Below are 19,541 nucleotides of genomic sequence, written 5' to 3' on the forward strand. Positions count from 1 at the left end.
GGGTATCTCCTGATGTAAGGGTGACGATTGAAGTAAAAGGACCGGCCTTGAGTCTGCCGCATTCAAGCGACAGCCCTGTGACGCAGTCACGCTTCGTGAAGACCGACCATCATACACTGAAAAAACCGTTCGTCAGCGTGAGGGCGGTGCAGGCCAATACCCTACGAATCTACTTTGACAATCATTCTCGTTAACATTAAGATCCATCGCACTTAAGCCTTAAACCCGCGACGGTTCTCCCTTATGTATGTGTGCCTGTGTACCGGCGTCACCGACGGACAAATCCGCGAAGCAATCTATGAAGGTTGCTGCAGCTACAAGGAAGTGCGTGAAACCACCGGCGTTGCCAGTCAATGTGGTAAATGTGCTTGCCTCGCCAAGCAAGTGGTACGGGAGACCCTGACGCAGCTGCAAACAGCACAGGCCGCTGTTCCCTACTCAGCAGAATTTACACACGCCTAAATAGGCGTGTTTTGAAGAACCGGACCGAGTGTCCGGTTTTTTTATGCCTGTAATTCAACTAGTTAGCGCTAAGACGCGGAACACAAACATTCTTATTCCGATTAATTTTCATTTATTATTCAATAACTTAGGTTTGACACTAGGGTTTTCGCCGCTCAAACTCCGCCTTATACACAGCTACTACAGGGCAGGACCCCAGTCATGAAAGGCGACATCTCAGTCATCCAGCAACTCAACAAAATCCTTGCCAATGAACTGGTCGCGATCAATCAGTACTTCCTGCATGCGCGCATGTACGACGATTGGGGCCTGGAAAAGCTTGGCAAGCGTGAATACAAAGAATCCATCAAGGCCATGAAGGACGCCGACGCGCTGATCAAGCGCATCCTGTTCCTCGAAGGCCTGCCGAACGTACAGGACCTGGGCAAGCTGAACATCGGCGAGCACACCCAGGAAATGATCAGCAGCGACCTGGGCTTTGAACGCAAGAGCCACAGCGACCTCAAGGCCGCCATTGCACATTGCGAGACCAAGGGCGACTTCGGCAGCCGCGAACTGCTGGAAGACATCCTGGAAGACCAGGAAGAACATATCGACTGGCTGGAAACCCAACTGGGCCTGATCGATAAAGTCAGCCTGGAAAACTACCTGCAATCGCAGATGGGCGAATAATCCCGTCGCCAGGTACAAAAAAGCCCCGCTCTCTCACGAGAAGCGGGGCTTTTTATTACAGGCGAATCAAGCGTCGGTCTTGGCCGCCGCGTTTGCTGCTGCATCTTTGATCAACGCCTGCAACGAACCATCAGCTGCCATTTCGGTGATGATATCGCTACCGCCGACCAGCTCGCCGGCTACCCACAGTTGCGGGAAGGTAGGCCAGTTGGCGTACTTCGGCAGGTTGGCGCGGATTTCCGGGTTTTGCAGGATATCCACGTAAGCGAACTTCTCGCCACACTGCATAACAGCCTGGGAAGCCTTCGCGGAGAAACCGCACTGAGGAGCGTTAGGTGCGCCCTTCATGTAAAGCAGAATGGTGTTGTTGGCAATCTGCTCTTTGATCGTTTCGATGATATCCATGGAACACCTCGGCTGGAACTTTGCGACTCACAGGTCGGCACGGTGGCGCATTGTAACGCAAAATTCCAACGCGGTGCTCGGGCTCCTTATGCGGCAGCGACTTGGACAGGTACGCCATTCAAGGCCGCATTGCCCGACAACTCATCCAATTGCCGCTCGTCGGTCAAGTCATTCGCGCTCGCCCCGGGTTGCTCGCTGGCGATGGTCATCTGGACGCCAGGACGGCCGTGACCCCAACCATGGGGCAGGCTGACCACGCCGGGCATCATGTCCAGGCTGGCGACCACCTCCACCTCGATCATGCCGATACGTGAACTGACGCGCACCCACTGCCCATCTGCCAACTGGCGACTGGCCAGGTCATCGGGATGCATATGCAACTGGTGCCGAGGCTTGCCCTTCACCAGCCGGTGATAGTTATGCATCCAGGAATTATTACTGCGCACATGGCGACGGCCGATCAGCAGCAACTCGTCAGCCACAGGCATCGGCTGCGCCGCAAAGCGCGCCAGATCCGCCAGAATCACTGCCGGTGCCGCCTGCACCTTGCCATCCACGGTTTTCAACCGCGCGGCGAGATTTGGCTTGAGCGGCCCCAGGTCCATGCCATGGGGATGGTCCGCCAGCTTCGCCACCGACAACTGATGGCTCGACGCATCACCATAAGCGCCGGCGCGCAGGCCGAAGTCGATCATTTGCGCAGGCGGCATGGTGGGCTTGAGCGCCATACCGGTGTGCGCAGCGAATGCCGTGGCCAAGCCGACGAAGATCTCCCAGTCATGCAACGCACCCTCAGGCTTGGGCAGGATCGCGCGATTGAAACGGGTGACATTGCGCACGGCGAACATGTTGAACGTGGTGTCGTAGTGGTCGTTTTCCAGCGCCGAAGTGGACGGCAGGATCAGATCGGCATAACGCGTGGTCTCGTTGATATAGAGGTCGATGCTGACCATGAACTCCAAGCCGTCCAGGGCCTGCTCCAACTGGCGGCCATTGGGGGTCGACAACACCGGGTTGCCCGCCACCGTCACCAGCGCGCGGACCTGTCCTTCGCCGCCGGTGAGCATTTCTTCGGCCAATACAGACACTGGCAACTCGCCGCCGTACTCCGGGCGCCCGGACACGCGACTCTGCCAGCGATTGAAATGCCCGCCACCGGTGGACGCGACCAAGTCCACTGCCGGACTGGTGCATAACGCACCGCCTTCGCGGTCGAGGTTGCCAGTGACCAGGTTGATCAACTGCACCAGCCAATGACACAGCGTACCGAACGCCTGGGTCGACACCCCCATGCGCCCGTAGCACACCGCTTTATCCGCAGCAGCGAAATCCCGTGCCAACTGGCGAATCTGCCCGGCGGGTACGGCACACTGGCGGCTCATGGCTTCGGCGGTAAAGCCGAGGATCGCACGGCGCACATCCTCAAGGCCCTCTACCGGCAAATGACTGTCACGCGTCAGGTTCTCGGTGAACAGTGTGTTGAGTACCCCGAACAGCAACGCCGCATCCCCGCCAGGCCGCACGAACAGATGCTGATCAGCGATCGCCGCCGTCTCACTGCGCCGAGGATCGACCACCACCACCTTGCCACCCCGGGCCTGGATAGCCTTGAGACGCTTCTCCACATCGGGCACGGTCATGATGCTGCCGTTGGAGGCCAGCGGGTTGCCGCCCAGGATCAGCATGAAGTCGGTGTGGTCGATGTCCGGAATCGGCAGCAACAGGCCGTGGCCGTACATGAGGTGGCTGGTGAGGTGATGGGGCAACTGGTCTACGGAGGTGGCAGAAAATCGGTTGCGCGTCTTGAGCTGGCCGAGGAAGTAGTTGCTGTGGGTCATCAGCCCATAGTTGTGCACGCTGGGGTTGCCCTGATACACCGCCACTGCATTCTGTCCATGCCGCGCCTGGATGCCCGCCAGCCGCTCGGCGACCAGGGCAAACGCCTCATCCCACGGGATTGGCTGCCATTCGCTGCCCACCCGCAACATGGGCTGGTGCAGGCGGTCAGGATCATTCTGTATGTCCTGCAACGCCACGGCCTTGGGGCAGATATGGCCGCGACTGAAGCTGTCCAGCGTGTCGCCCTTGATCGAGGTGATCGCCAGGCTGCCGTCTTCGGCTTGGGTGGTTTCCAGGGTCAGGCCACAAATGGCTTCGCACAGGTGGCAGGCACGGTGGTGGAGAGTCTTGGTCATGGCCAGTCTCTTTATTGGGCTTTGGCCTGACTATGGGCCGTGACCATGACAGGCACCAGCATCGTTCGCCCTGTGAATCGATAGCCATCAGGCCAGGCCATGAGCAAACATGAGCAAATGTTACAGAGCCTGTAACCCACGTCTAAAACCGACACAGCCCGGCCTGGGCCCGCCCCTGCACATTGCAAATGGTTGCGAGGCCAGTGTACAAATGACCTGCTGCTGTCTGGAAACCGTCTTCGAATGCGCTCTTGCGCCCTTCTTGAACACCCATAAAACCGTAGCCCTATTGGTAAGACGCGACATTTAATTATAAGATCGCGCCTTCCCCTATTTCGTCGCCCCGTGCGGCTTTCGCCGCAGGTCTCGCCCGTTGTCACAATAAACAAGGCTTTGAGTATCTGCGGTCTGTTGCAAAAAGGTAGTTAATGATGAGCGCAAGGCACTTTCTCTCCCTGATGGATTGCACGCCCGAAGAGCTGGTCAGCGTGATCCGTCGAGGCATTGAGCTTAAAGACCTGCGTAACCGCGGCGTACTGTTCGAGCCTTTGAAAAACCGCGTGCTCGGGATGATTTTCGAGAAGTCGTCGACCCGCACTCGCCTGTCGTTCGAAGCGGGCATGATCCAGCTGGGTGGCCAGGCCATCTTCCTGTCGCCGCGTGACACCCAACTGGGCCGTGGCGAGCCGATCAGCGACTGCGCGATCGTCATGTCGCGAATGCTCGATGCGGTGATGATCCGTACCTTCGCCCACAGCACCCTGACCGAATTCGCCGCCAACTCGCGCGTGCCGGTAATCAACGGCCTGTCCGATGACCTGCACCCATGCCAGTTGCTGGCCGACATGCAGACCTTCCTTGAGCACCGTGGCTCGATCCAGGGCAAGACCGTGGCCTGGATCGGTGACGGCAACAACATGTGCAACAGCTATATAGAAGCGGCGATTCAGTTCGACTTCCACCTGCGCATCGCCTGCCCGGAAGGCTTCGAACCGGCCGCCGAGTTCCTGGCCAAGGCCGATGGCCGTGTGCAGATCCTGCGCGATCCAAAGGATGCAGCGATCGGCGCCCACCTGGTCAGCACCGACGTCTGGACCTCCATGGGCCAGGAAGACGAAACCGCCAAGCGCCTGGCCCTGTTCGCGCCCTTCCAGGTGACCCGCGCCCTGCTCGACATGGCCGCGCCGGACGTGCTGTTCATGCACTGCCTGCCCGCCCACCGGGGTGAAGAAATCAGCCTCGACCTGCTCGATGACCCACGCTCCGTGGCCTGGGACCAGGCAGAGAACCGCCTGCACGCGCAAAAAGCCCTGCTCGAATTCCTCGTCGAACCGGCGTACCACCACGCATGAGCCAGCCATTACTGCTGAACTTGCGCAATCTGGCATGCGGCTACCAGGATCAACGGGTGGTGCAGAACCTCAATCTGCACCTCAACGCGGGCGATATCGGTTGCCTGCTGGGTTCTTCGGGCTGTGGCAAAACCACGACCTTGCGCGCGATTGCCGGTTTTGAGCCGGTGCACGAAGGCGAAATCAGCCTCGCGGGCGAAGTGATCTCCAGCGCCGGTTTTACCCTGGCGCCGGAGAAACGTCGTATCGGCATGGTGTTCCAGGACTACGCACTGTTTCCCCACCTCAGCGTGGCCGACAACATCGCCTTCGGCATTCGCAAACACCCGCAAAAAGACCGTGTGGTCGCCGAACTGCTGGAGCTGGTCAACCTCAAGAACCTGGGCAAGCGCTTCCCCCACGAACTGTCGGGTGGCCAGCAACAACGCGTCGCCCTCGCCCGCGCCCTGGCGCCGGAGCCACAACTGTTGCTGCTGGACGAACCGTTCTCCAACCTCGACGGCGAACTGCGGCGCAAGCTCAGCCACGAGGTACGCGACATCCTCAAGGCACGGGGCACCAGTGCGATCCTGGTCACCCATGACCAGGAAGAGGCGTTCGCTGTGAGTGATCACGTCGGAGTGTTCAAGGAAGGGCGCCTGGAGCAGTGGGATACCCCCTACAACCTCTATCACGAACCCCTGACGCCGTATGTCGCCAGCTTTATCGGCCAGGGTTATTTCATTCGTGGCCAGTTGAGTTCGCCCGAGTCCGTCCACACCGAACTGGGCGACCTGCGCGGAAACCGCGCCTACACCTGGCCTACGGGGGGTGCCGTGGACGTCTTGCTGCGCCCGGACGACATCGTCTACGCGCCGGACAGTGCCTTGAAAGCGCGGATCGTCGGCAAGACCTTCCTCGGCGCATCAACCCTGTACCGCCTACAACTGCCGACGGGTGCGCAGCTGGAGTCGATTTTCCCCAGCCATGCCGACCATCAGGTGGGCGCACAAGTGGGCATTCGCGTGGCCGCGGAGCATCTGGTGCTGTTCCAGGCCTCAGGCAGCGTCGCGGCGCAGGTTCCTCACGCCGAATCCGGCGTACGGCGCTACAGCCCGGCTGGCTGAGTCAATGATCAACGTGTGGGAGAGGCAAGCCCCCTCCCACATTGATTCTCCAGCATACCGGGATTACACCCGGCCAATTTCTGCGAATTTGGCCTGGGTATGTTCCGCCAGCACCGCGGCGGACAACTCCACTTCCAGCCCGCGCCTCCCCGCACTCACAAAAATTGTCGCGAACGGCTGCGCCGTTACATCGATAAATGTGCGCAGCCGCTTCTTCTGCCCCAGTGGGCTGATGCCTCCCAGCAGGTAACCGGTGGAACGCTGCGCCGCTGCCGGATCAGCCATTTCGACTTTTTTCACACCCGCCGCATGAGCCAGGGCCTTGAGGTCCAGACTTCCGACGACCGGCACCACAGCCACCAATAATTCGCCTTTTTCACTGCTGGCCAACAAGGTCTTGAACACCTGCGCCGGGTCGAGGCCCAATTTCTCTGCGGCCTCCAGGCCATAGGAGGCCGCCTTGGGGTCGTGTTCATAACTGTGGACGCGATGTTCGGCGCGAACTTTTTTCAACAAATCCAATGCGGGGGTCATGACCTCTCCGAGCGTGGCAAACAGACGGCCAATTCTAGGCCAAGCCCGCATAAAACGCTCTAGTCCGCCCTCCCCGTCCACAATACTTAACGTGGCGAGCGTGATCATTCATCAAACCAATAGTTGGAAAGTGACCGACAGTTCACTTTCGACCTTTGACAGCCGTCATTCTTGTCTATATTTTTTCGTTTCCGAATACTGTAGGAATACACCTGCAGCGTTCCAGCAGTAAGCCGTGTCTTGGATGGGGATCCTGTCACGGTGAAAATCGCGCAACCGTCCGTTGAGGCAGTGCGCCAGACAAGAACAACAATCGAGGTTTTCCATGACAACTGCTCTTCAACAGCCTTCACTTTCAAGCCAATGCATGGCCGAGTTCCTGGGGACTGCGCTGCTGATCTTCTTCGGTACAGGCTGCGTTGCTGCGCTCAAGGTCGCGGGTGCCAGCTTCGGGTTGTGGGAAATCAGCATCATCTGGGGGATCGGCGTCAGCATGGCGATCTACCTGAGCGCCGGTATTTCCGGGGCCCACCTCAACCCGGCGGTCAGTATCGCCCTGTGTATTTTTGCCGACTTCGACAAGCGCAAACTGCCGTTCTACATCCTGGCCCAAATCGCCGGTGCCTTCTGCTCGGCGGCGCTGGTGTACACGCTCTATAGCAATCTCTTTTTCGATTACGAACAAACCCACCATCTGGTACGCGGCACCCAGGCCAGCCTGGAATTGGCCTCGGTGTTCTCCACCTACCCCCATGCACTGCTGAGCACGGCGCAGGCCTTCCTGGTGGAAATGGTCATTACCGCGATCCTGATGGGCGTGATCATGGCCCTCACCGATGACAACAACGGCCTGCCGCGCGGCCCGCTGGCGCCACTGTTGATCGGCCTGCTGATTGCGGTCATCGGCAGTGCCATGGGCCCGCTGACCGGCTTTGCGATGAACCCGGCGCGGGATTTCGGGCCCAAGCTGATGACCTTTTTCGCTGGCTGGGGTGAAATGGCCTTTACTGGCGGCCGCGATATTCCTTACTTCCTGGTTCCGATTTTCGCGCCGATTGTCGGCGCATGCCTCGGTGCTGCGGCCTATCGCGGGCTGATTGCCCGCCACTTGCCGAGCGCCGCACCTGCTATAGCGGAAACAACTGACACGGCTGTCAACGGCAAGACTCGTATTTCCTGAAAGCGCCAGCCTGGTCCCCTGCCCTATGCGGCCCCGGCTGATTTCTGACTTCCTTATTTCGTCCAAGGCAATTGACATGACCGACATCGAGAATAAGAACTACATCATTGCCCTTGATCAGGGCACCACCAGTTCCCGGGCAATCATCTTCGATCGCGACGCCAACGTGGTCTGCACCGCCCAACGTGAATTCACCCAGCACTACCCGCAAGCCGGCTGGGTCGAACATGACCCGATGGAAATCTTCGCCACCCAGAGCGCGGTGATGGTCGAGGCCCTGGCACAGGCCGGCCTGCACCATGACCAGGTCGCCGCCATCGGCATCACCAACCAGCGTGAAACCACCGTGGTCTGGGATAAGGTCACCGGCCGCCCGATCTACAACGCCATCGTCTGGCAGTGCCGCCGCAGCACCGAAATCTGCCAGCAGCTCAAGCGCGACGGCCACGAGCAATACATTAACGACACCACCGGCCTGGTCACCGACCCGTACTTCTCCGGCACCAAGCTCAAGTGGATCCTCGATAACGTCGAAGGCAGCCGCGAGCGTGCGCGCAACGGCGAGTTGCTGTTCGGCACTATCGACAGCTGGCTGATCTGGAAATTTACCGGCGGCAAAACCCACGTCACCGACTACACCAACGCCTCGCGCACCATGCTCTTCAACATCCACACCCTGGAGTGGGATGCGAAGATGCTGGAGATCCTCGACGTTCCGCGGGAAATGCTGCCGGAAGTGAAGTCTTCCTCCGAGATCTACGGCCGCACCAAAAGCGGCATCGCCATCGGCGGTATCGCCGGTGACCAGCAAGCGGCACTGTTCGGCCAGATGTGCGTTGAGGCCGGCCAGGCCAAGAACACCTACGGCACCGGCTGCTTCCTGCTGATGAATACCGGCGACAAAGCGGTCAAGTCCAAGCACGGCATGCTCACCACCATCGCCTGCGGCCCCCGTGGCGAAGTGGCCTATGCGCTGGAAGGCGCGGTGTTCAACGGTGGCTCCACCGTGCAATGGCTGCGTGACGAGCTGAAAATCATCGCCGATGCCACCGACACCGAATACTTCGCCGGCAAGGTCAAGGACAGCAATGGCGTGTACCTGGTCCCGGCCTTCACCGGCCTGGGCGCCCCCTACTGGGACCCGTATGCCCGTGGCGCACTGTTTGGCCTGACCCGCGGCGTACGCGTGGATCACATTATTCGTGCCGCCCTGGAGTCGATTGCCTACCAGACCCGCGACGTGCTCGACGCCATGCAACAGGACTCGGGCGAACGCCTCAAGGCCCTGCGTGTGGACGGCGGTGCGGTGGCCAACAACTTCCTGATGCAATTCCAGGCCGACATCCTCGGCACCCAGGTCGAGCGCCCGCAAATGCGCGAAACCACCGCACTCGGCGCCGCCTACCTGGCCGGTCTGGCCTGCGGCTTCTGGGGCAGCCTCGACGAGCTGCGCGGCAAGGCCGTGATCGAGCGCGAATTCGAACCGCAGCTGGAAGAAGCCGCCAAGGAAAAACTCTACGCCGGCTGGCAAAAAGCGGTGAGCCGCACCCGCGACTGGGAACCCCACGAAGGCGCCGAATAAGCCATGCGCGGGCCCCATATCGGGTTGTAACTGGCAGGGAGCAGATTCCTGCGTCATCATGGGCCACTTTTGTATGGCAGCCCAAAGGACGCCCCATGAATCTGCCTCCCCGCCAGCAGCAAATCCTCGAACTGGTCCGCGAACGCGGCTACGTCAGTATCGAGGAAATGGCGCAGCTATTCGTTGTCACCCCGCAAACCATCCGCCGCGATATCAACCAACTGGCGGACGCCAATCTGCTGCGCCGCTACCACGGCGGCGCGGCCTATGACTCCAGTGTCGAGAACACCGCGTACGCCATGCGGGCCGACCAGATGCGCGATGAGAAACAACGCATCGGCGAAGCCATCGCGGCACAAATCCCCGATCACGCCTCGTTGTTCATCAATATCGGCACCACCACGGAATCCATTGCCCGTGCGCTGCTCAATCACAATCACCTGAAAATCATCACCAATAACCTCAACGTCGCCACCATGCTTAGCGCAAAGGACGACTTCGATGTATTGCTGACCGGCGGCAATGTGCGCCGTGACGGCGGTGTGGTGGGTCAGGCCAGTGTCGATTTCATCAACCAGTTCAAGGTCGACTTCGCGCTGGTGGGTATCAGCGGCATCGACGAGGACGGCAGCCTGCTGGACTTCGACTACCAGGAAGTCCGGGTTTCCCAGGCGATCATCGCCAATGCACGCCAGGTGATCCTGGCGGCGGACTCGAGCAAATTCGGGCGCAATGCCATGATTCGACTGGGGCCGATCAGCCTGGTGGACTGCCTGGTGACGGATCAGGAGCCCGTGCCGGCGCTGGTGCAGTTGCTGAACCAGCACAAGGTTCGCCTGGAAGTCGTATAGCGTCTGCACTGAAGCCATCGGGGGCAAGCCCCCGGTGGCGATTTATCCAGCGCCTTTTTCTCGGGCCTTGCCCAGGCTTATGTTCACAAATTTTCCTTTTCCCGCCCTTCGATGAGTTTTTTCAATCGAAGTCGGCTGGCTGTGCCCACGTTTATCAGCTACCATTTTCGCAAATGAACATTAATGTTCGAATTCCAATACGAAAAAGCTCCCGAGGCCAGTCGATGAACCCTTCTACCTTGCCTGCTCCACCGCTTGCCGAAGTCTATGACGTTGCCGTAATCGGTGGCGGGATCAACGGCGTCGGCATTGCAGCAGACGCAGCCGGTCGCGGTTTGTCGGTATTCCTTTGCGAAAAGGACGACCTGGCCAGCCACACCTCCTCCGCCAGCAGCAAACTGATCCACGGCGGCCTGCGCTACCTCGAACATTACGAATTCCGCCTGGTACGCGAAGCCCTGGCTGAACGTGAAGTGCTGCTGGCCAAGGCCCCGCACATCGTCAAACAGATGCGCTTCGTCCTGCCACACCGCCCCCACCTGCGCCCGGCGTGGATGATCCGTGCCGGCCTGTTCCTCTATGACCACCTGGGCAAGCGCGAGAAACTCGCCGGCTCCAAGAGCCTCAAGTTCGGCCCTGACAGCCCGCTGAAAAGCGAAATCACCAAAGGCTTCGAATACTCCGACTGCTGGGTCGACGACGCCCGCCTGGTCGTCCTCAACGCCATGGCGGCCCGTGAAAAGGGTGCGCACATCCATACCCAGACCCGCTGCATCAGTGCCCATCGCAGCAATGGCATGTGGGACATGAACATGGAACGCGCCGATGGCAGCCTGTTCTCGATCCGTGCCCGCGCCCTGGTGAACGCCGCCGGCCCGTGGGTCGCCAAGTTCATCAAGGACGACCTGAAGCTGGACTCGCCCTACGGTATCCGCCTGATTCAGGGCAGCCACCTGATCGTGCCGAAGCTGTATGAAGGCGCCCACGCGCACATCCTGCAGAACGAAGACCAGCGCATCGTCTTCACCATTCCGTACCTGAACCACCTGACCATCATCGGCACCACCGACCGCGAATACACCGGCGACCCGGCGAAAGTGGCGATCACCGAAGGTGAAACCGACTACATGCTCAAGGTGGTCAACGCGCACTTCAAGAAACAGCTGAGCCGCGACGACATCGTCCACACCTACTCGGGTGTGCGCCCACTGTGCAACGACGAGTCGGACAACCCGTCGGCCATCACCCGTGACTACACCCTGTCGCTGTCCGGTGGTACGGGCGAGGCGCCGATCCTGTCGGTGTTCGGCGGCAAGCTGACCACCTACCGCAAGCTCGCCGAATCGGCAATGGCGCAACTGGCCCCGTACTTCACGCAGATGCGTCCCAGCTGGACCGCCACCGCCAGCCTGCCCGGCGGCGAGGACATGACCACCCCAGAAGCCCTGGCCGAGGCCATTGGCAGCAAGTTCGACTGGTTGCCGAGCGAGATCGCGCGCCGCTGGTCCACCACCTATGGCAGCCGCACCTGGCGCCTGCTCGAAGGCGTGCAGTCGCTGGCTGACCTGGGTGAACATTTGGGCGGCGGCCTCTACACCCGCGAGGTCGATTACCTGTGTGCCGAGGAATGGGTAACCCAGCCCCAGGACGTGCTATGGCGCCGGACCAAACTCGGCCTGTTCACCACCCCACAGGAACAGGATAACGTGCAACGCTACCTGTCCAAGGTTGAGCAGACCCGCAGCAAGATCGAAGCGGCCTGACAGGCCCATCGCACAAAAGCCCCTGCGCCGTAAGGCCCAGGGGCTTTTTTATACCGCCTGGCATTCGGTTTTCCGAACGCCACAGGCAAGCCTATTCGGTTTACCGGATCAAACGGTTACATATTTGTCGTCATACAAAATTAATCATCATATAAATCAACTTGTTAAGCTTTTATTTTCGGTCTGGCACGACTCATGCTCTACACTCCCAGACGATTGCCTGGGACGCTTCAGGAGCCGTCACGGGCATTCGCTGTACAAGAGAGCCGTCTAGCCGGCTTCATAAAAAAAACAAATGTCGAGGAAGTATTGATGCGCATCGTTCCCCATATCCTGGGCGCAGCTATCGCTGCTGCTCTGATCAGCACTCCAGTCTTTGCCGCCGAACTCACCGGCACACTGAAGAAAATCAACGACTCCGGCACCATCACCCTCGGGCACCGCGACAGTTCCATTCCGTTTTCCTACATTGCGGATGGTTCGGGCAAACCTGTGGGCTACTCCCACGACATTCAGCTGGCCATCGTCGAAGCCCTGAAAAAAGACCTGAACAAACCCGATCTGCAGGCCAAGTACAACCTGGTCACCTCGCAGACCCGTATTCCGCTGGTTCAGAACGGCACCGTCGACATCGAGTGCGGTTCCACCACCAACAACGCCGAACGCGCCCAGCAAGTCGCCTTCACCACCAACATCTTCGAAATCGGCACTCGCCTGCTGGTCAAGAAAGACAAGGAAGGCAAGCCTAGCTACGCCGACTTCGCCGACCTGAAAGGCAAGAACGTCGTGACCACCGCCGGCACCACGTCCGAGCGCATCATCAAGGCGATGAACGCTGACAAGCAGATGGGCATGAACGTCATCTCCGCCAAAGACCATGGCGAGTCCTTCCAGATGCTGGAAAGCGGCCGTGCCGTAGCCTTCATGATGGACGACGCCCTGCTGGCCGGTGAAGAAGCCAAGGCCAAGAAGCCGGATGACTGGGTCATCACCGGTACTCCACAGTCCTTCGAAGCCTACGCGTGCATGGTTCGCAAAGAAGATCCTGCCTTCAAGAAAGCGGTGGATGACGCCATCGTTGGCCTGTACAAGTCCGGCGAAATCAACAAGATCTACGCCAAGTGGTTCGAAAGCCCGATCCCACCAAAAAACCTGAACCTGAACTTCCCAATGAGCGACAAGGTTAAGGAACTGATCAAGAACCCGACCGACAAGCCGGCGCCTGAAGTAAAAATCTGATTCCTGACTAACCTTATCGCCTGAGGGAGCCAACCCTCCCTCAGGCGTCTGTTACTACCTGCTGGCTATACTTTGGAACACTCGACCGGGCGGTTTTCGAGCCGATCGCGTGTGCCTGGCGTTCATCGCCAGGCGGGAATGGACTTTCCCCAAGCGGGTGCTTGTACATCGATCGATCTCGAGGGGAGACCCTAATGAATTACAACTGGGACTGGGGCGTGTTCTTCAAGTCCACCGGCGTGGGCAGCGAGACTTATCTCGACTGGTACATCGCCGGCCTGGGCTGGACCATCGCCATCGCTGTCGTGGCATGGATTATCGCCTTGCTGCTGGGCTCCATTCTGGGGGTCATGCGCACTGTGCCAAACCGCCTCGTATCGGGCATCGCGACCTGCTACGTGGAACTGTTTCGTAACGTGCCGCTGCTGGTGCAGCTGTTCATCTGGTACTTCCTGATACCCGACCTGCTGCCGCAGAACCTGCAGGACTGGTACAAGCAGGACCTCAACCCGACCACCTCGGCCTACCTGAGCGTTGTCGTGTGCCTGGGCCTGTTCACCGCTGCCCGCGTGTGCGAGCAAGTGCGTACCGGTATCCAGGCGCTGCCACGGGGCCAAGAGGCCGCTGCACGTGCCATGGGCTTCAAGTTGCCGCAGATCTACTGGAACGTGCTGCTGCCCCAGGCCTACCGGATCATCATTCCGCCGCTTACCTCGGAATTCCTCAACGTCTTCAAGAACTCCTCCGTGGCGTCCTTGATCGGCCTGATGGAACTGCTGGCGCAAACCAAACAGACCGCCGAGTTCTCGGCCAACCTGTTTGAAGCCTTCACCCTGGCCACGCTGATCTACTTCACCCTGAACATGAGCCTGATGCTGCTGATGCGCGTGGTCGAGAAGAAAGTCGCAGTGCCCGGCCTGATCTCCGTGGGGGGTAAATAATGGAACTCGATTTCAGCGGCATCATCCCCGCCATCCCGGGCCTGTGGAACGGCATGGTCATGACCTTGAAGCTGATGGTCATGGGCGTGATCGGCGGTATCGCGCTGGGTACGATCCTGGCACTGATGCGCCTGTCGTCCAGCAAACTGCTGTCCCGGGTGGCCGGCGCCTATGTGAACTACTTCCGCTCGATCCCGCTGCTGCTGGTGATCACCTGGTTCTATCTGGCGGTGCCGTTCGTGTTGCGCTGGATCACCGGCGAAGACACGCCGATCGGTGCGTTCACCTCCTGCGTCGTGGCGTTCATGATGTTCGAAGCGGCGTACTTCTGTGAGATCGTGCGGGCCGGCGTGCAGTCGATCCCCAAGGGCCAGATGGCGGCGGCACAAGCGATGGGCATGACCTATGGCCAGACCATGCGCCTGATCATCCTGCCCCAGGCGTTCCGCAAGATGACCCCGTTGCTGCTGCAACAGTCGATCATCCTGTTCCAGGACACCTCGCTGGTCTACACCGTGGGCCTGGTGGACTTCCTCAACTCCGCCCGCTCCAACGGCGACATCATCGGGCGCTCCAATGAGTTCCTGATCTTCGCCGGTGTCGTCTACTTCATCATCAGCTTTTCCGCCTCGCTGCTGGTCAAGCGTCTGCAAAAAAGGTTTGCCGTATGATCTCTATCAAGAACATCAACAAGTGGTATGGCGACTTCCAGGTGCTGACCGATTGCAGCACCGAGGTTAAAAAAGGCGAAGTGATCGTGGTGTGCGGGCCATCGGGCTCGGGCAAGTCCACCCTGATCAAGTGCGTCAACGCGCTGGAACCGTTCCAGAAAGGTGACGTGATCGTCGACGGCACCTCCATCGCCGACCCGAAGACCAACCTGCCGAAACTGCGTTCGCGCGTGGGCATGGTGTTCCAGCACTTCGAGCTGTTCCCGCACCTGACCATCACCGAAAACCTGACCATCGCACAGATCAAGGTGCTCGGCCGCAGCAAGGAAGAAGCCACCAAGAAAGGCCTGCAACTGCTTGAGCGCGTCGGCCTGTCGGCGCACGCCCACAAGCACCCGGGCCAGCTTTCCGGTGGCCAGCAGCAACGTGTGGCGATTGCCCGCGCCCTGGCCATGGACCCGATCGTCATGCTGTTCGACGAACCGACCTCGGCCCTCGACCCGGAAATGGTCAACGAAGTACTGGACGTGATGGTGCAACTGGCCCAGGAAGGCATGACCATGATGTGCGTCACCCACGAAATGGGCTTTGCCCGCAAAGTAGCCGACCGCGTGATCTTCATGGACGCCGGCAAGATCATCGAAGACTGCCCGAAGGAAGAGTTCTTCGGCGACATCAGCGCCCGCTCCGAGCGCGCGCAGCACTTCCTTGAGAAAATCCTGCAGCACTAAAAACAGCCTCACTCCCACCCTGTAGGAGCGAGCTTGCTCGCGAAGAACCCAAGAGCACCGCGGACATCCAGGATGCACGCGTCATCGTTGACGTTTTTCGCGAGCAAGCTCGCTCCTACAGTTGGCCGGAGGGCGGTAGCTGACCCAAGGCATCTGTGATGAAATGCGACCCCAACCTCTATCGCGCCGCACCGCCATCACTTGCCGTGAAACCTCGTCTGATTCGCCAACTGTTCCTGCCGCCGTTGATCATCGCCCTGATGATCGGCCTGGGTTATATCGGCTTCTGGATCAGTGAGTACTACGGCATCCGCACCCTCAGCGACAACGGCGAACGCCAGCTGGAGCTGCATGCCCGCACCGTCGAAAGTGAAATCAGCAAATACACCTACCTGCCCAGCCTGCTGGAGCTGGAGTCGAGCGTCTCCAAGCTGCTGGCCGAGCCGAACCAGGAAACCCGCAAAACGGTCAACGACTACCTCGAAGGCCTGAACCGACGCAGTCGCAGTCGGGCCATCTACGTGATGGACACCACCGGCCGTGTGCTGGCCACCAGTAACTGGCGCGATGCCGACAGTTACCAGGGTGAAGACCTGTCCTTTCGCGCCTATTTCCAGAATGCCGTGCGCGGCCAGCCCGGGCGTTTCTACGGCATCGGCAGCACCAACGGCGAACCCGGCTACTACCTGGCCCATGGCCTGGAGGAACACGGCAAGATCATCGGCGTGGCGGTGGTCAAAGTGCGCCTCGAAGCCCTGGAAGAGCGCTGGCAACGCGCGCGCCTCGAAGCCTTTGTGAGCGACGAGAACGGCATCATCATTCTCTCCAGCGACCCGGCTCGACGCCTCAAGGCGGTGCGACCGCTGAGCGACGAGACCAAGGATCGCCTGGCCCACAGCCTGCAATATTACTGGGCCACGCTCAACGAACTGGAACCCCTGGCCCGTGAGCGCTTGAATGAACGCAGCGAGAAGCTGACTTTCCCGGCCAACACTGAAGTGGTCAACGACGAGCACGAAGTCAGCTACCTGGCGCAAACCCGCCCACTCAATGACACACCGTGGAATTTCACCCTGCTCACCCCGCTCAACGACCTGCGTCGCGCGGCGATCAACCAGGGCATCCTGGTGGCTGTCGCGTTTGGCCTCGTCGCGTTTTTGCTGATTGCCTGGAACGAGCGGCGCAAAGTCATCGCCACCCGCCTCGCGGCGCGGGAAGCCTTGCAGGAAGCCAACAGCCAGCTGGAACGGCGGATCGCCGAACGCACCGCCGACCTGCGCGCCAGCAACGAGCGGCTCAAGGGCCAGATCCGCGAACGGCGCCAGGCCGAAGAAACCCTGCGCCGCGCCCAGGATGAACTGGTACAGGCCGGCAAGCTGGCGGCCATCGGCCAGATGTCCACCAGCATCGCCCATGAACTGAACCAGCCGTTGGCCGCGCTGCGCACCTTGTCCGGCAACACCGTGCGCTTCCTCGAACGCGGCGCGCTGGACACCGCCAGCGCCAACCTCAAGACCATCAACGAACTGATCGACCGCATGGGCCGTATCACCGCCAGCCTGCGCTCCTTTGCCCGACGCGGCGATGACCAGGGCGAAGCCAGCCTGGCCAAGGCGGTGGACGCCGCGTTCCAGGTCCTGGGCCCACGCCTGGACAGCCTGCCGCTGAGCCTGCACCGCGACTTTGCCCCGGCCCAATTGCAGATCGACCAGACCCGCCTGGAACAGATCCTGGTCAACCTGATCGGCAACGCCCTCGACGCCATGCAGGCACAACCGGCTCCCGAGTTGTGGCTGGAAGGCAGCGCCGCCGAGGGCAAATACCGCCTGCTGGTGCGCGACAACGGCCACGGCATCGACGCCGAGGCGCGCAAGCATCTGTTCGAACCCTTCTTCACCACCAAACCCGGCGAGCAAGGCCTGGGCCTGGGCCTGACCCTCTCCGCCAGCCTCGCGGCAGCCACCGGCGGCACCCTCGCCGTGGAGCACCCGGCCGGCGGTGGCACTGCCTTTGTCCTGAGCCTGCCGCTGGTGGGCGCTCAACAAGCTGAGTCGACATGAATATTGATCCTCAAGACCTCACCGTGCTGATCGTCGAAGACGACCCCCATGTGCTGCTCGGCTGCCAACAGGCGCTGGCGCTGGAAGATATCCCAAGCGTGGGCGTGGGCAGTGCCGAGGAGGCATTGAAACGTATCGGCGAGAACTTCGCCGGCATTGTGATCAGCGACATTCGCCTGCCGGGCATTGACGGCCTGGAACTGCTCACCCGTCTCAAGGCCCTGGATAAAAGCCTGCCGGTGGTGCTGATCACCGGGCATGGCGACATCTCCATGGCGGTCGGCGCCATGCGCAATGGCGCCTACGACTTCATGGAGAAACCCTTCTCCCCCGAGCGCCTGGTCGACGTCGCCCGCCGCGCCCTGGAACAACGCGGGCTGGCGCGGGAAGTCTGGTCGCTGCGCCGTCAGTTGGCTGAGCGGGATTCGCTGGAAGGCCGCATCATCGGTCGCTCGCCGGCCATGCAGAACCTGCGCGAGCTGATCGCCAACGTCGCCGACACCTCGGCCAACGTGCTGATCGAAGGCGAGACCGGTACCGGCAAGGAGCTGGTCGCGCGTTGCCTGCATGATTTCAGCCGCCGGCATGCCCACCAGTTCGTCGCCCTCAACTGCGGCGGCCTGCCGGAGAACCTGTTCGAAAGCGAGATTTTCGGCCACGAAGCCAACGCCTTTACCGGCGCCGGCAAGCGCCGTATCGGCAAGATCGAACACGCCCATGAAGGCACGCTGTTCCTCGATGAAGTGGAAAGCATGCCGATCAACCTGCAGATCAAATTGCTGCGAGTGCTGCAGGAGCGCACCCTGGAACGCCTGGGCTCGAACCAGAGCGTGGCCGTGGATTGCCGGGTGATCGCCGCCACCAAGTCCGACCTCGACGAACTGAGCCGCGCCAGCCAGTTCCGCAGCGACCTGTACTACCGCCTCAACGTGGTGACCCTGGAACTGCCGCCCCTGCGCGAACGCCGCGAAGACATCCTGCAGCTGTTCGAACACTTCCTGCAGCAGTCGTCGCTGCGTTTTGACCGCACCGCGCCGGAACTGGACAACCAGACCCTCTCCAGCCTGATGAGCCACGACTGGCCCGGTAACGTACGCGAACTGCGCAACGTCGCCGAACGCTTCGCCCTCGGCCTGCCCGCCTTCAAGAAAAGCGGGGCCAGCAGCGGCAGCCAAGGCCTGGCGTTCACCGAAGCGGTGGAAGCCTTTGAACGCAACCTGCTCAGCGATGCCCTGCAACGCAGCGGCGGCAACCTGACCCAGGCCAGCCAGGAACTGGGCATGGCCAAGACCACCTTGTTCGACAAGGTCAAGAAATACGGGTTGAGCCACTGATGGATCTTTTTTTGAAAGCCGCCCTGGGCGCGGCGGTGGTGCTGATCCTGGCGGCGCTGGCCAAGACCAGGAACTACTACATCGCCGGGCTGGTGCCGCTGTTTCCGACCTTTGCGTTGATCGCCCATTACATCGTCGGCAAGGGCCGTTCGCTGGACGATTTGAAGACCACCATCCTGTTCGGGATGTGGTCGATCATTCCCTACTTTGTGTATTTGGCGACGTTGTATGTGATGGTGGACCGCATGCGGCTGGAGGCCTCTTTAGCCGTCGCAGCGGTAGCGTGGCTGATGGCAGCGACGATCCTGGTGAGTATCTGGGTACGCTTCCATACCTGACCCGACTCGGTCAAAAAATGTGGGAGGGGGCTTGCCCTAATGCCAGTCATTTAAGGCTTTTTGTAGGAGCGAGCTTGCTCGCGAAAAACTCACAGGCGCCGCGTTCATTCAGGAAGCACGCGTTA

General features: G+C 60.4%; 18 protein-coding genes. 15 read left to right on the top strand and 3 right to left on the bottom strand.

Annotated elements, in window-relative coordinates; translation table 11 throughout:
* The first annotated feature begins 243 nt into the window (after positions 1-243).
* Together BFQ01_RS31760 and bfr are read left to right on the top strand one after the other, a co-directional pair.
* Positions 244-462 carry a bacterioferritin-associated ferredoxin gene (locus tag BFQ01_RS31760; protein ID WP_074844072.1) on the top strand — a complete coding sequence of 73 codons (219 nt, stop codon included), beginning with the start codon at positions 244-246 and terminating at the stop codon, positions 460-462.
* 201 nt (positions 463-663) lie between these two features.
* Positions 664-1,134 (top strand): bacterioferritin, encoded by a 471-nt coding sequence (bfr, locus tag BFQ01_RS19505; protein ID WP_012722487.1) that lies wholly within the window; start codon positions 664-666, stop codon positions 1,132-1,134.
* A gap of 66 nt (positions 1,135-1,200) precedes the next feature.
* Here the strand turns inward: bfr and grxD are convergent, their stop codons facing one another.
* Both grxD and BFQ01_RS19515 read right to left on the bottom strand, forming a co-directional pair.
* Entirely contained in the window at positions 1,201-1,539 is a 339-nt protein-coding gene (grxD, locus tag BFQ01_RS19510) for a Grx4 family monothiol glutaredoxin (RefSeq protein WP_027604591.1), read from the bottom strand.
* 86 nt (positions 1,540-1,625) lie between these two features.
* The gene (locus BFQ01_RS19515) at positions 1,626-3,734 is read right to left on the bottom strand and encodes a molybdopterin oxidoreductase family protein (RefSeq protein ID WP_065926526.1); all 2,109 of its coding nucleotides are present in this window, start codon (positions 3,732-3,734) and stop codon (positions 1,626-1,628) included.
* Positions 3,735-4,165: 431 nt separating this feature from the next.
* Here BFQ01_RS19515 and argF point away from each other — a divergent pair, with 431 nt between their 5' ends.
* Both argF and BFQ01_RS19525 read left to right on the top strand, forming a co-directional pair.
* Entirely contained in the window at positions 4,166-5,086 is a 921-nt protein-coding gene (gene argF, locus BFQ01_RS19520) for an ornithine carbamoyltransferase (RefSeq protein WP_027604593.1), read from the top strand.
* Positions 5,083-6,192: an ABC transporter ATP-binding protein gene (locus BFQ01_RS19525; RefSeq protein ID WP_065926527.1), complete on the top strand. Its 1,110-nt coding sequence runs from the start codon at positions 5,083-5,085 to the stop codon at positions 6,190-6,192. Before argF ends, BFQ01_RS19525 begins: the two co-directional genes overlap by 4 nt.
* A 63-nt stretch (positions 6,193-6,255) precedes the next feature.
* On the opposite strand, the gene ybaK is transcribed toward BFQ01_RS19525, so the two are convergent.
* Positions 6,256-6,726 (bottom strand): Cys-tRNA(Pro) deacylase, encoded by a 471-nt coding sequence (gene ybaK / locus BFQ01_RS19530; protein ID WP_065926528.1) that lies wholly within the window; start codon positions 6,724-6,726, stop codon positions 6,256-6,258.
* Positions 6,727-7,051: 325 nt separating this feature from the next.
* Here ybaK and BFQ01_RS19535 point away from each other — a divergent pair, with 325 nt between their 5' ends.
* The 11 genes from BFQ01_RS19535 (at position 7,052) to BFQ01_RS19585 (ending at position 19,416) form a co-directional block, all read left to right on the top strand.
* Entirely contained in the window at positions 7,052-7,906 is an 855-nt protein-coding gene (locus tag BFQ01_RS19535) for an MIP/aquaporin family protein (protein ID WP_027604596.1), read from the top strand.
* A 76-nt stretch (positions 7,907-7,982) separates the two neighbouring features.
* Positions 7,983-9,488: a glycerol kinase GlpK gene (gene glpK, locus BFQ01_RS19540; RefSeq protein WP_065926529.1), complete on the top strand. Its 1,506-nt coding sequence runs from the start codon at positions 7,983-7,985 to the stop codon at positions 9,486-9,488.
* A 95-nt stretch (positions 9,489-9,583) separates the two neighbouring features.
* A complete protein-coding gene (locus tag BFQ01_RS19545) occupies positions 9,584-10,339 on the top strand; it encodes a DeoR/GlpR family transcriptional regulator (RefSeq protein WP_027604598.1) in 756 nt (251 codons plus the stop codon).
* A gap of 224 nt (positions 10,340-10,563) precedes the next feature.
* The gene (gene glpD / locus BFQ01_RS19550; protein WP_027604599.1) at positions 10,564-12,102 is read left to right on the top strand and encodes a glycerol-3-phosphate dehydrogenase; all 1,539 of its coding nucleotides are present in this window, start codon (positions 10,564-10,566) and stop codon (positions 12,100-12,102) included.
* Positions 12,103-12,414: 312 nt separating this feature from the next.
* On the top strand, positions 12,415-13,341 hold the full coding sequence (locus BFQ01_RS19555; RefSeq protein ID WP_027604600.1) for a glutamate/aspartate ABC transporter substrate-binding protein: 927 nt from the start codon (positions 12,415-12,417) through the stop codon (positions 13,339-13,341).
* A gap of 194 nt (positions 13,342-13,535) precedes the next feature.
* Positions 13,536-14,282, top strand: coding sequence for an amino acid ABC transporter permease (locus BFQ01_RS19560; protein ID WP_024073702.1), 747 nt, complete (start codon positions 13,536-13,538; stop codon positions 14,280-14,282).
* Complete coding sequence (locus BFQ01_RS19565; RefSeq protein ID WP_027604601.1) at positions 14,282-14,953, top strand: amino acid ABC transporter permease; 672 nt, start codon at positions 14,282-14,284, stop codon at positions 14,951-14,953. Before BFQ01_RS19560 ends, BFQ01_RS19565 begins: the two co-directional genes overlap by 1 nt.
* Complete coding sequence (locus BFQ01_RS19570) at positions 14,950-15,684, top strand: amino acid ABC transporter ATP-binding protein (protein ID WP_065926530.1); 735 nt, start codon at positions 14,950-14,952, stop codon at positions 15,682-15,684. The genes BFQ01_RS19565 and BFQ01_RS19570 overlap by 4 nt, the downstream gene beginning before the upstream one ends.
* Positions 15,685-15,842: 158 nt before the next feature.
* Positions 15,843-17,744, top strand: a complete 1,902-nt coding sequence (locus BFQ01_RS19575) for a sensor histidine kinase (protein WP_065926531.1) — start codon at positions 15,843-15,845, stop codon at positions 17,742-17,744.
* On the top strand, positions 17,741-19,078 hold the full coding sequence (locus BFQ01_RS19580; RefSeq protein ID WP_065926532.1) for a sigma-54-dependent transcriptional regulator: 1,338 nt from the start codon (positions 17,741-17,743) through the stop codon (positions 19,076-19,078). The genes BFQ01_RS19575 and BFQ01_RS19580 overlap by 4 nt, the downstream gene beginning before the upstream one ends.
* Positions 19,078-19,416 (top strand): GlpM family protein, encoded by a 339-nt coding sequence (locus BFQ01_RS19585; protein ID WP_065926533.1) that lies wholly within the window; start codon positions 19,078-19,080, stop codon positions 19,414-19,416. The genes BFQ01_RS19580 and BFQ01_RS19585 overlap by 1 nt, the downstream gene beginning before the upstream one ends.
* Positions 19,417-19,541 lie beyond the last annotated feature (125 nt).

Origin of the sequence: Pseudomonas sp. 8 R 14, from assembly GCF_900005955.1 — a bacterium.
Lineage (GTDB): Bacteria > Pseudomonadota > Gammaproteobacteria > Pseudomonadales > Pseudomonadaceae > Aquipseudomonas > Aquipseudomonas marginalis.

Bases quoted from the DNA above. Each gene is read 5' to 3' on its own strand.
- BFQ01_RS19585 (WP_065926533.1), top strand. From the start codon at position 19,078: ATGGATCTTTTTTTGAAAGCCGCCCTGGGCGCGGCGGTGGTGCTGATC.
- BFQ01_RS19560 (WP_024073702.1), top strand. From the start codon at position 13,536: ATGAATTACAACTGGGACTGGGGCGTGTTCTTCAAGTCCACCGGCGTG.
- BFQ01_RS31760 (WP_074844072.1), top strand. From the start codon at position 244: ATGTATGTGTGCCTGTGTACCGGCGTCACCGACGGACAAATCCGCGAA.
- BFQ01_RS19525 (WP_065926527.1), top strand. From the start codon at position 5,083: ATGAGCCAGCCATTACTGCTGAACTTGCGCAATCTGGCATGCGGCTAC.
- BFQ01_RS19565 (WP_027604601.1), top strand. From the start codon at position 14,282: ATGGAACTCGATTTCAGCGGCATCATCCCCGCCATCCCGGGCCTGTGG.
- BFQ01_RS19545 (WP_027604598.1), top strand. From the start codon at position 9,584: ATGAATCTGCCTCCCCGCCAGCAGCAAATCCTCGAACTGGTCCGCGAA.
- BFQ01_RS19580 (WP_065926532.1), top strand. From the start codon at position 17,741: ATGAATATTGATCCTCAAGACCTCACCGTGCTGATCGTCGAAGACGAC.
- glpD (WP_027604599.1), top strand. From the start codon at position 10,564: ATGAACCCTTCTACCTTGCCTGCTCCACCGCTTGCCGAAGTCTATGAC.
- BFQ01_RS19515 (WP_065926526.1), bottom strand. From the start codon at position 3,734: ATGACCAAGACTCTCCACCACCGTGCCTGCCACCTGTGCGAAGCCATT.
- ybaK (WP_065926528.1), bottom strand. From the start codon at position 6,726: ATGACCCCCGCATTGGATTTGTTGAAAAAAGTTCGCGCCGAACATCGC.
- argF (WP_027604593.1), top strand. From the start codon at position 4,166: ATGAGCGCAAGGCACTTTCTCTCCCTGATGGATTGCACGCCCGAAGAG.
- glpK (WP_065926529.1), top strand. From the start codon at position 7,983: ATGACCGACATCGAGAATAAGAACTACATCATTGCCCTTGATCAGGGC.
- bfr (WP_012722487.1), top strand. From the start codon at position 664: ATGAAAGGCGACATCTCAGTCATCCAGCAACTCAACAAAATCCTTGCC.
- BFQ01_RS19535 (WP_027604596.1), top strand. From the start codon at position 7,052: ATGACAACTGCTCTTCAACAGCCTTCACTTTCAAGCCAATGCATGGCC.
- BFQ01_RS19575 (WP_065926531.1), top strand. From the start codon at position 15,843: ATGAAATGCGACCCCAACCTCTATCGCGCCGCACCGCCATCACTTGCC.
- grxD (WP_027604591.1), bottom strand. From the start codon at position 1,539: ATGGATATCATCGAAACGATCAAAGAGCAGATTGCCAACAACACCATT.
- BFQ01_RS19570 (WP_065926530.1), top strand. From the start codon at position 14,950: ATGATCTCTATCAAGAACATCAACAAGTGGTATGGCGACTTCCAGGTG.
- BFQ01_RS19555 (WP_027604600.1), top strand. From the start codon at position 12,415: ATGCGCATCGTTCCCCATATCCTGGGCGCAGCTATCGCTGCTGCTCTG.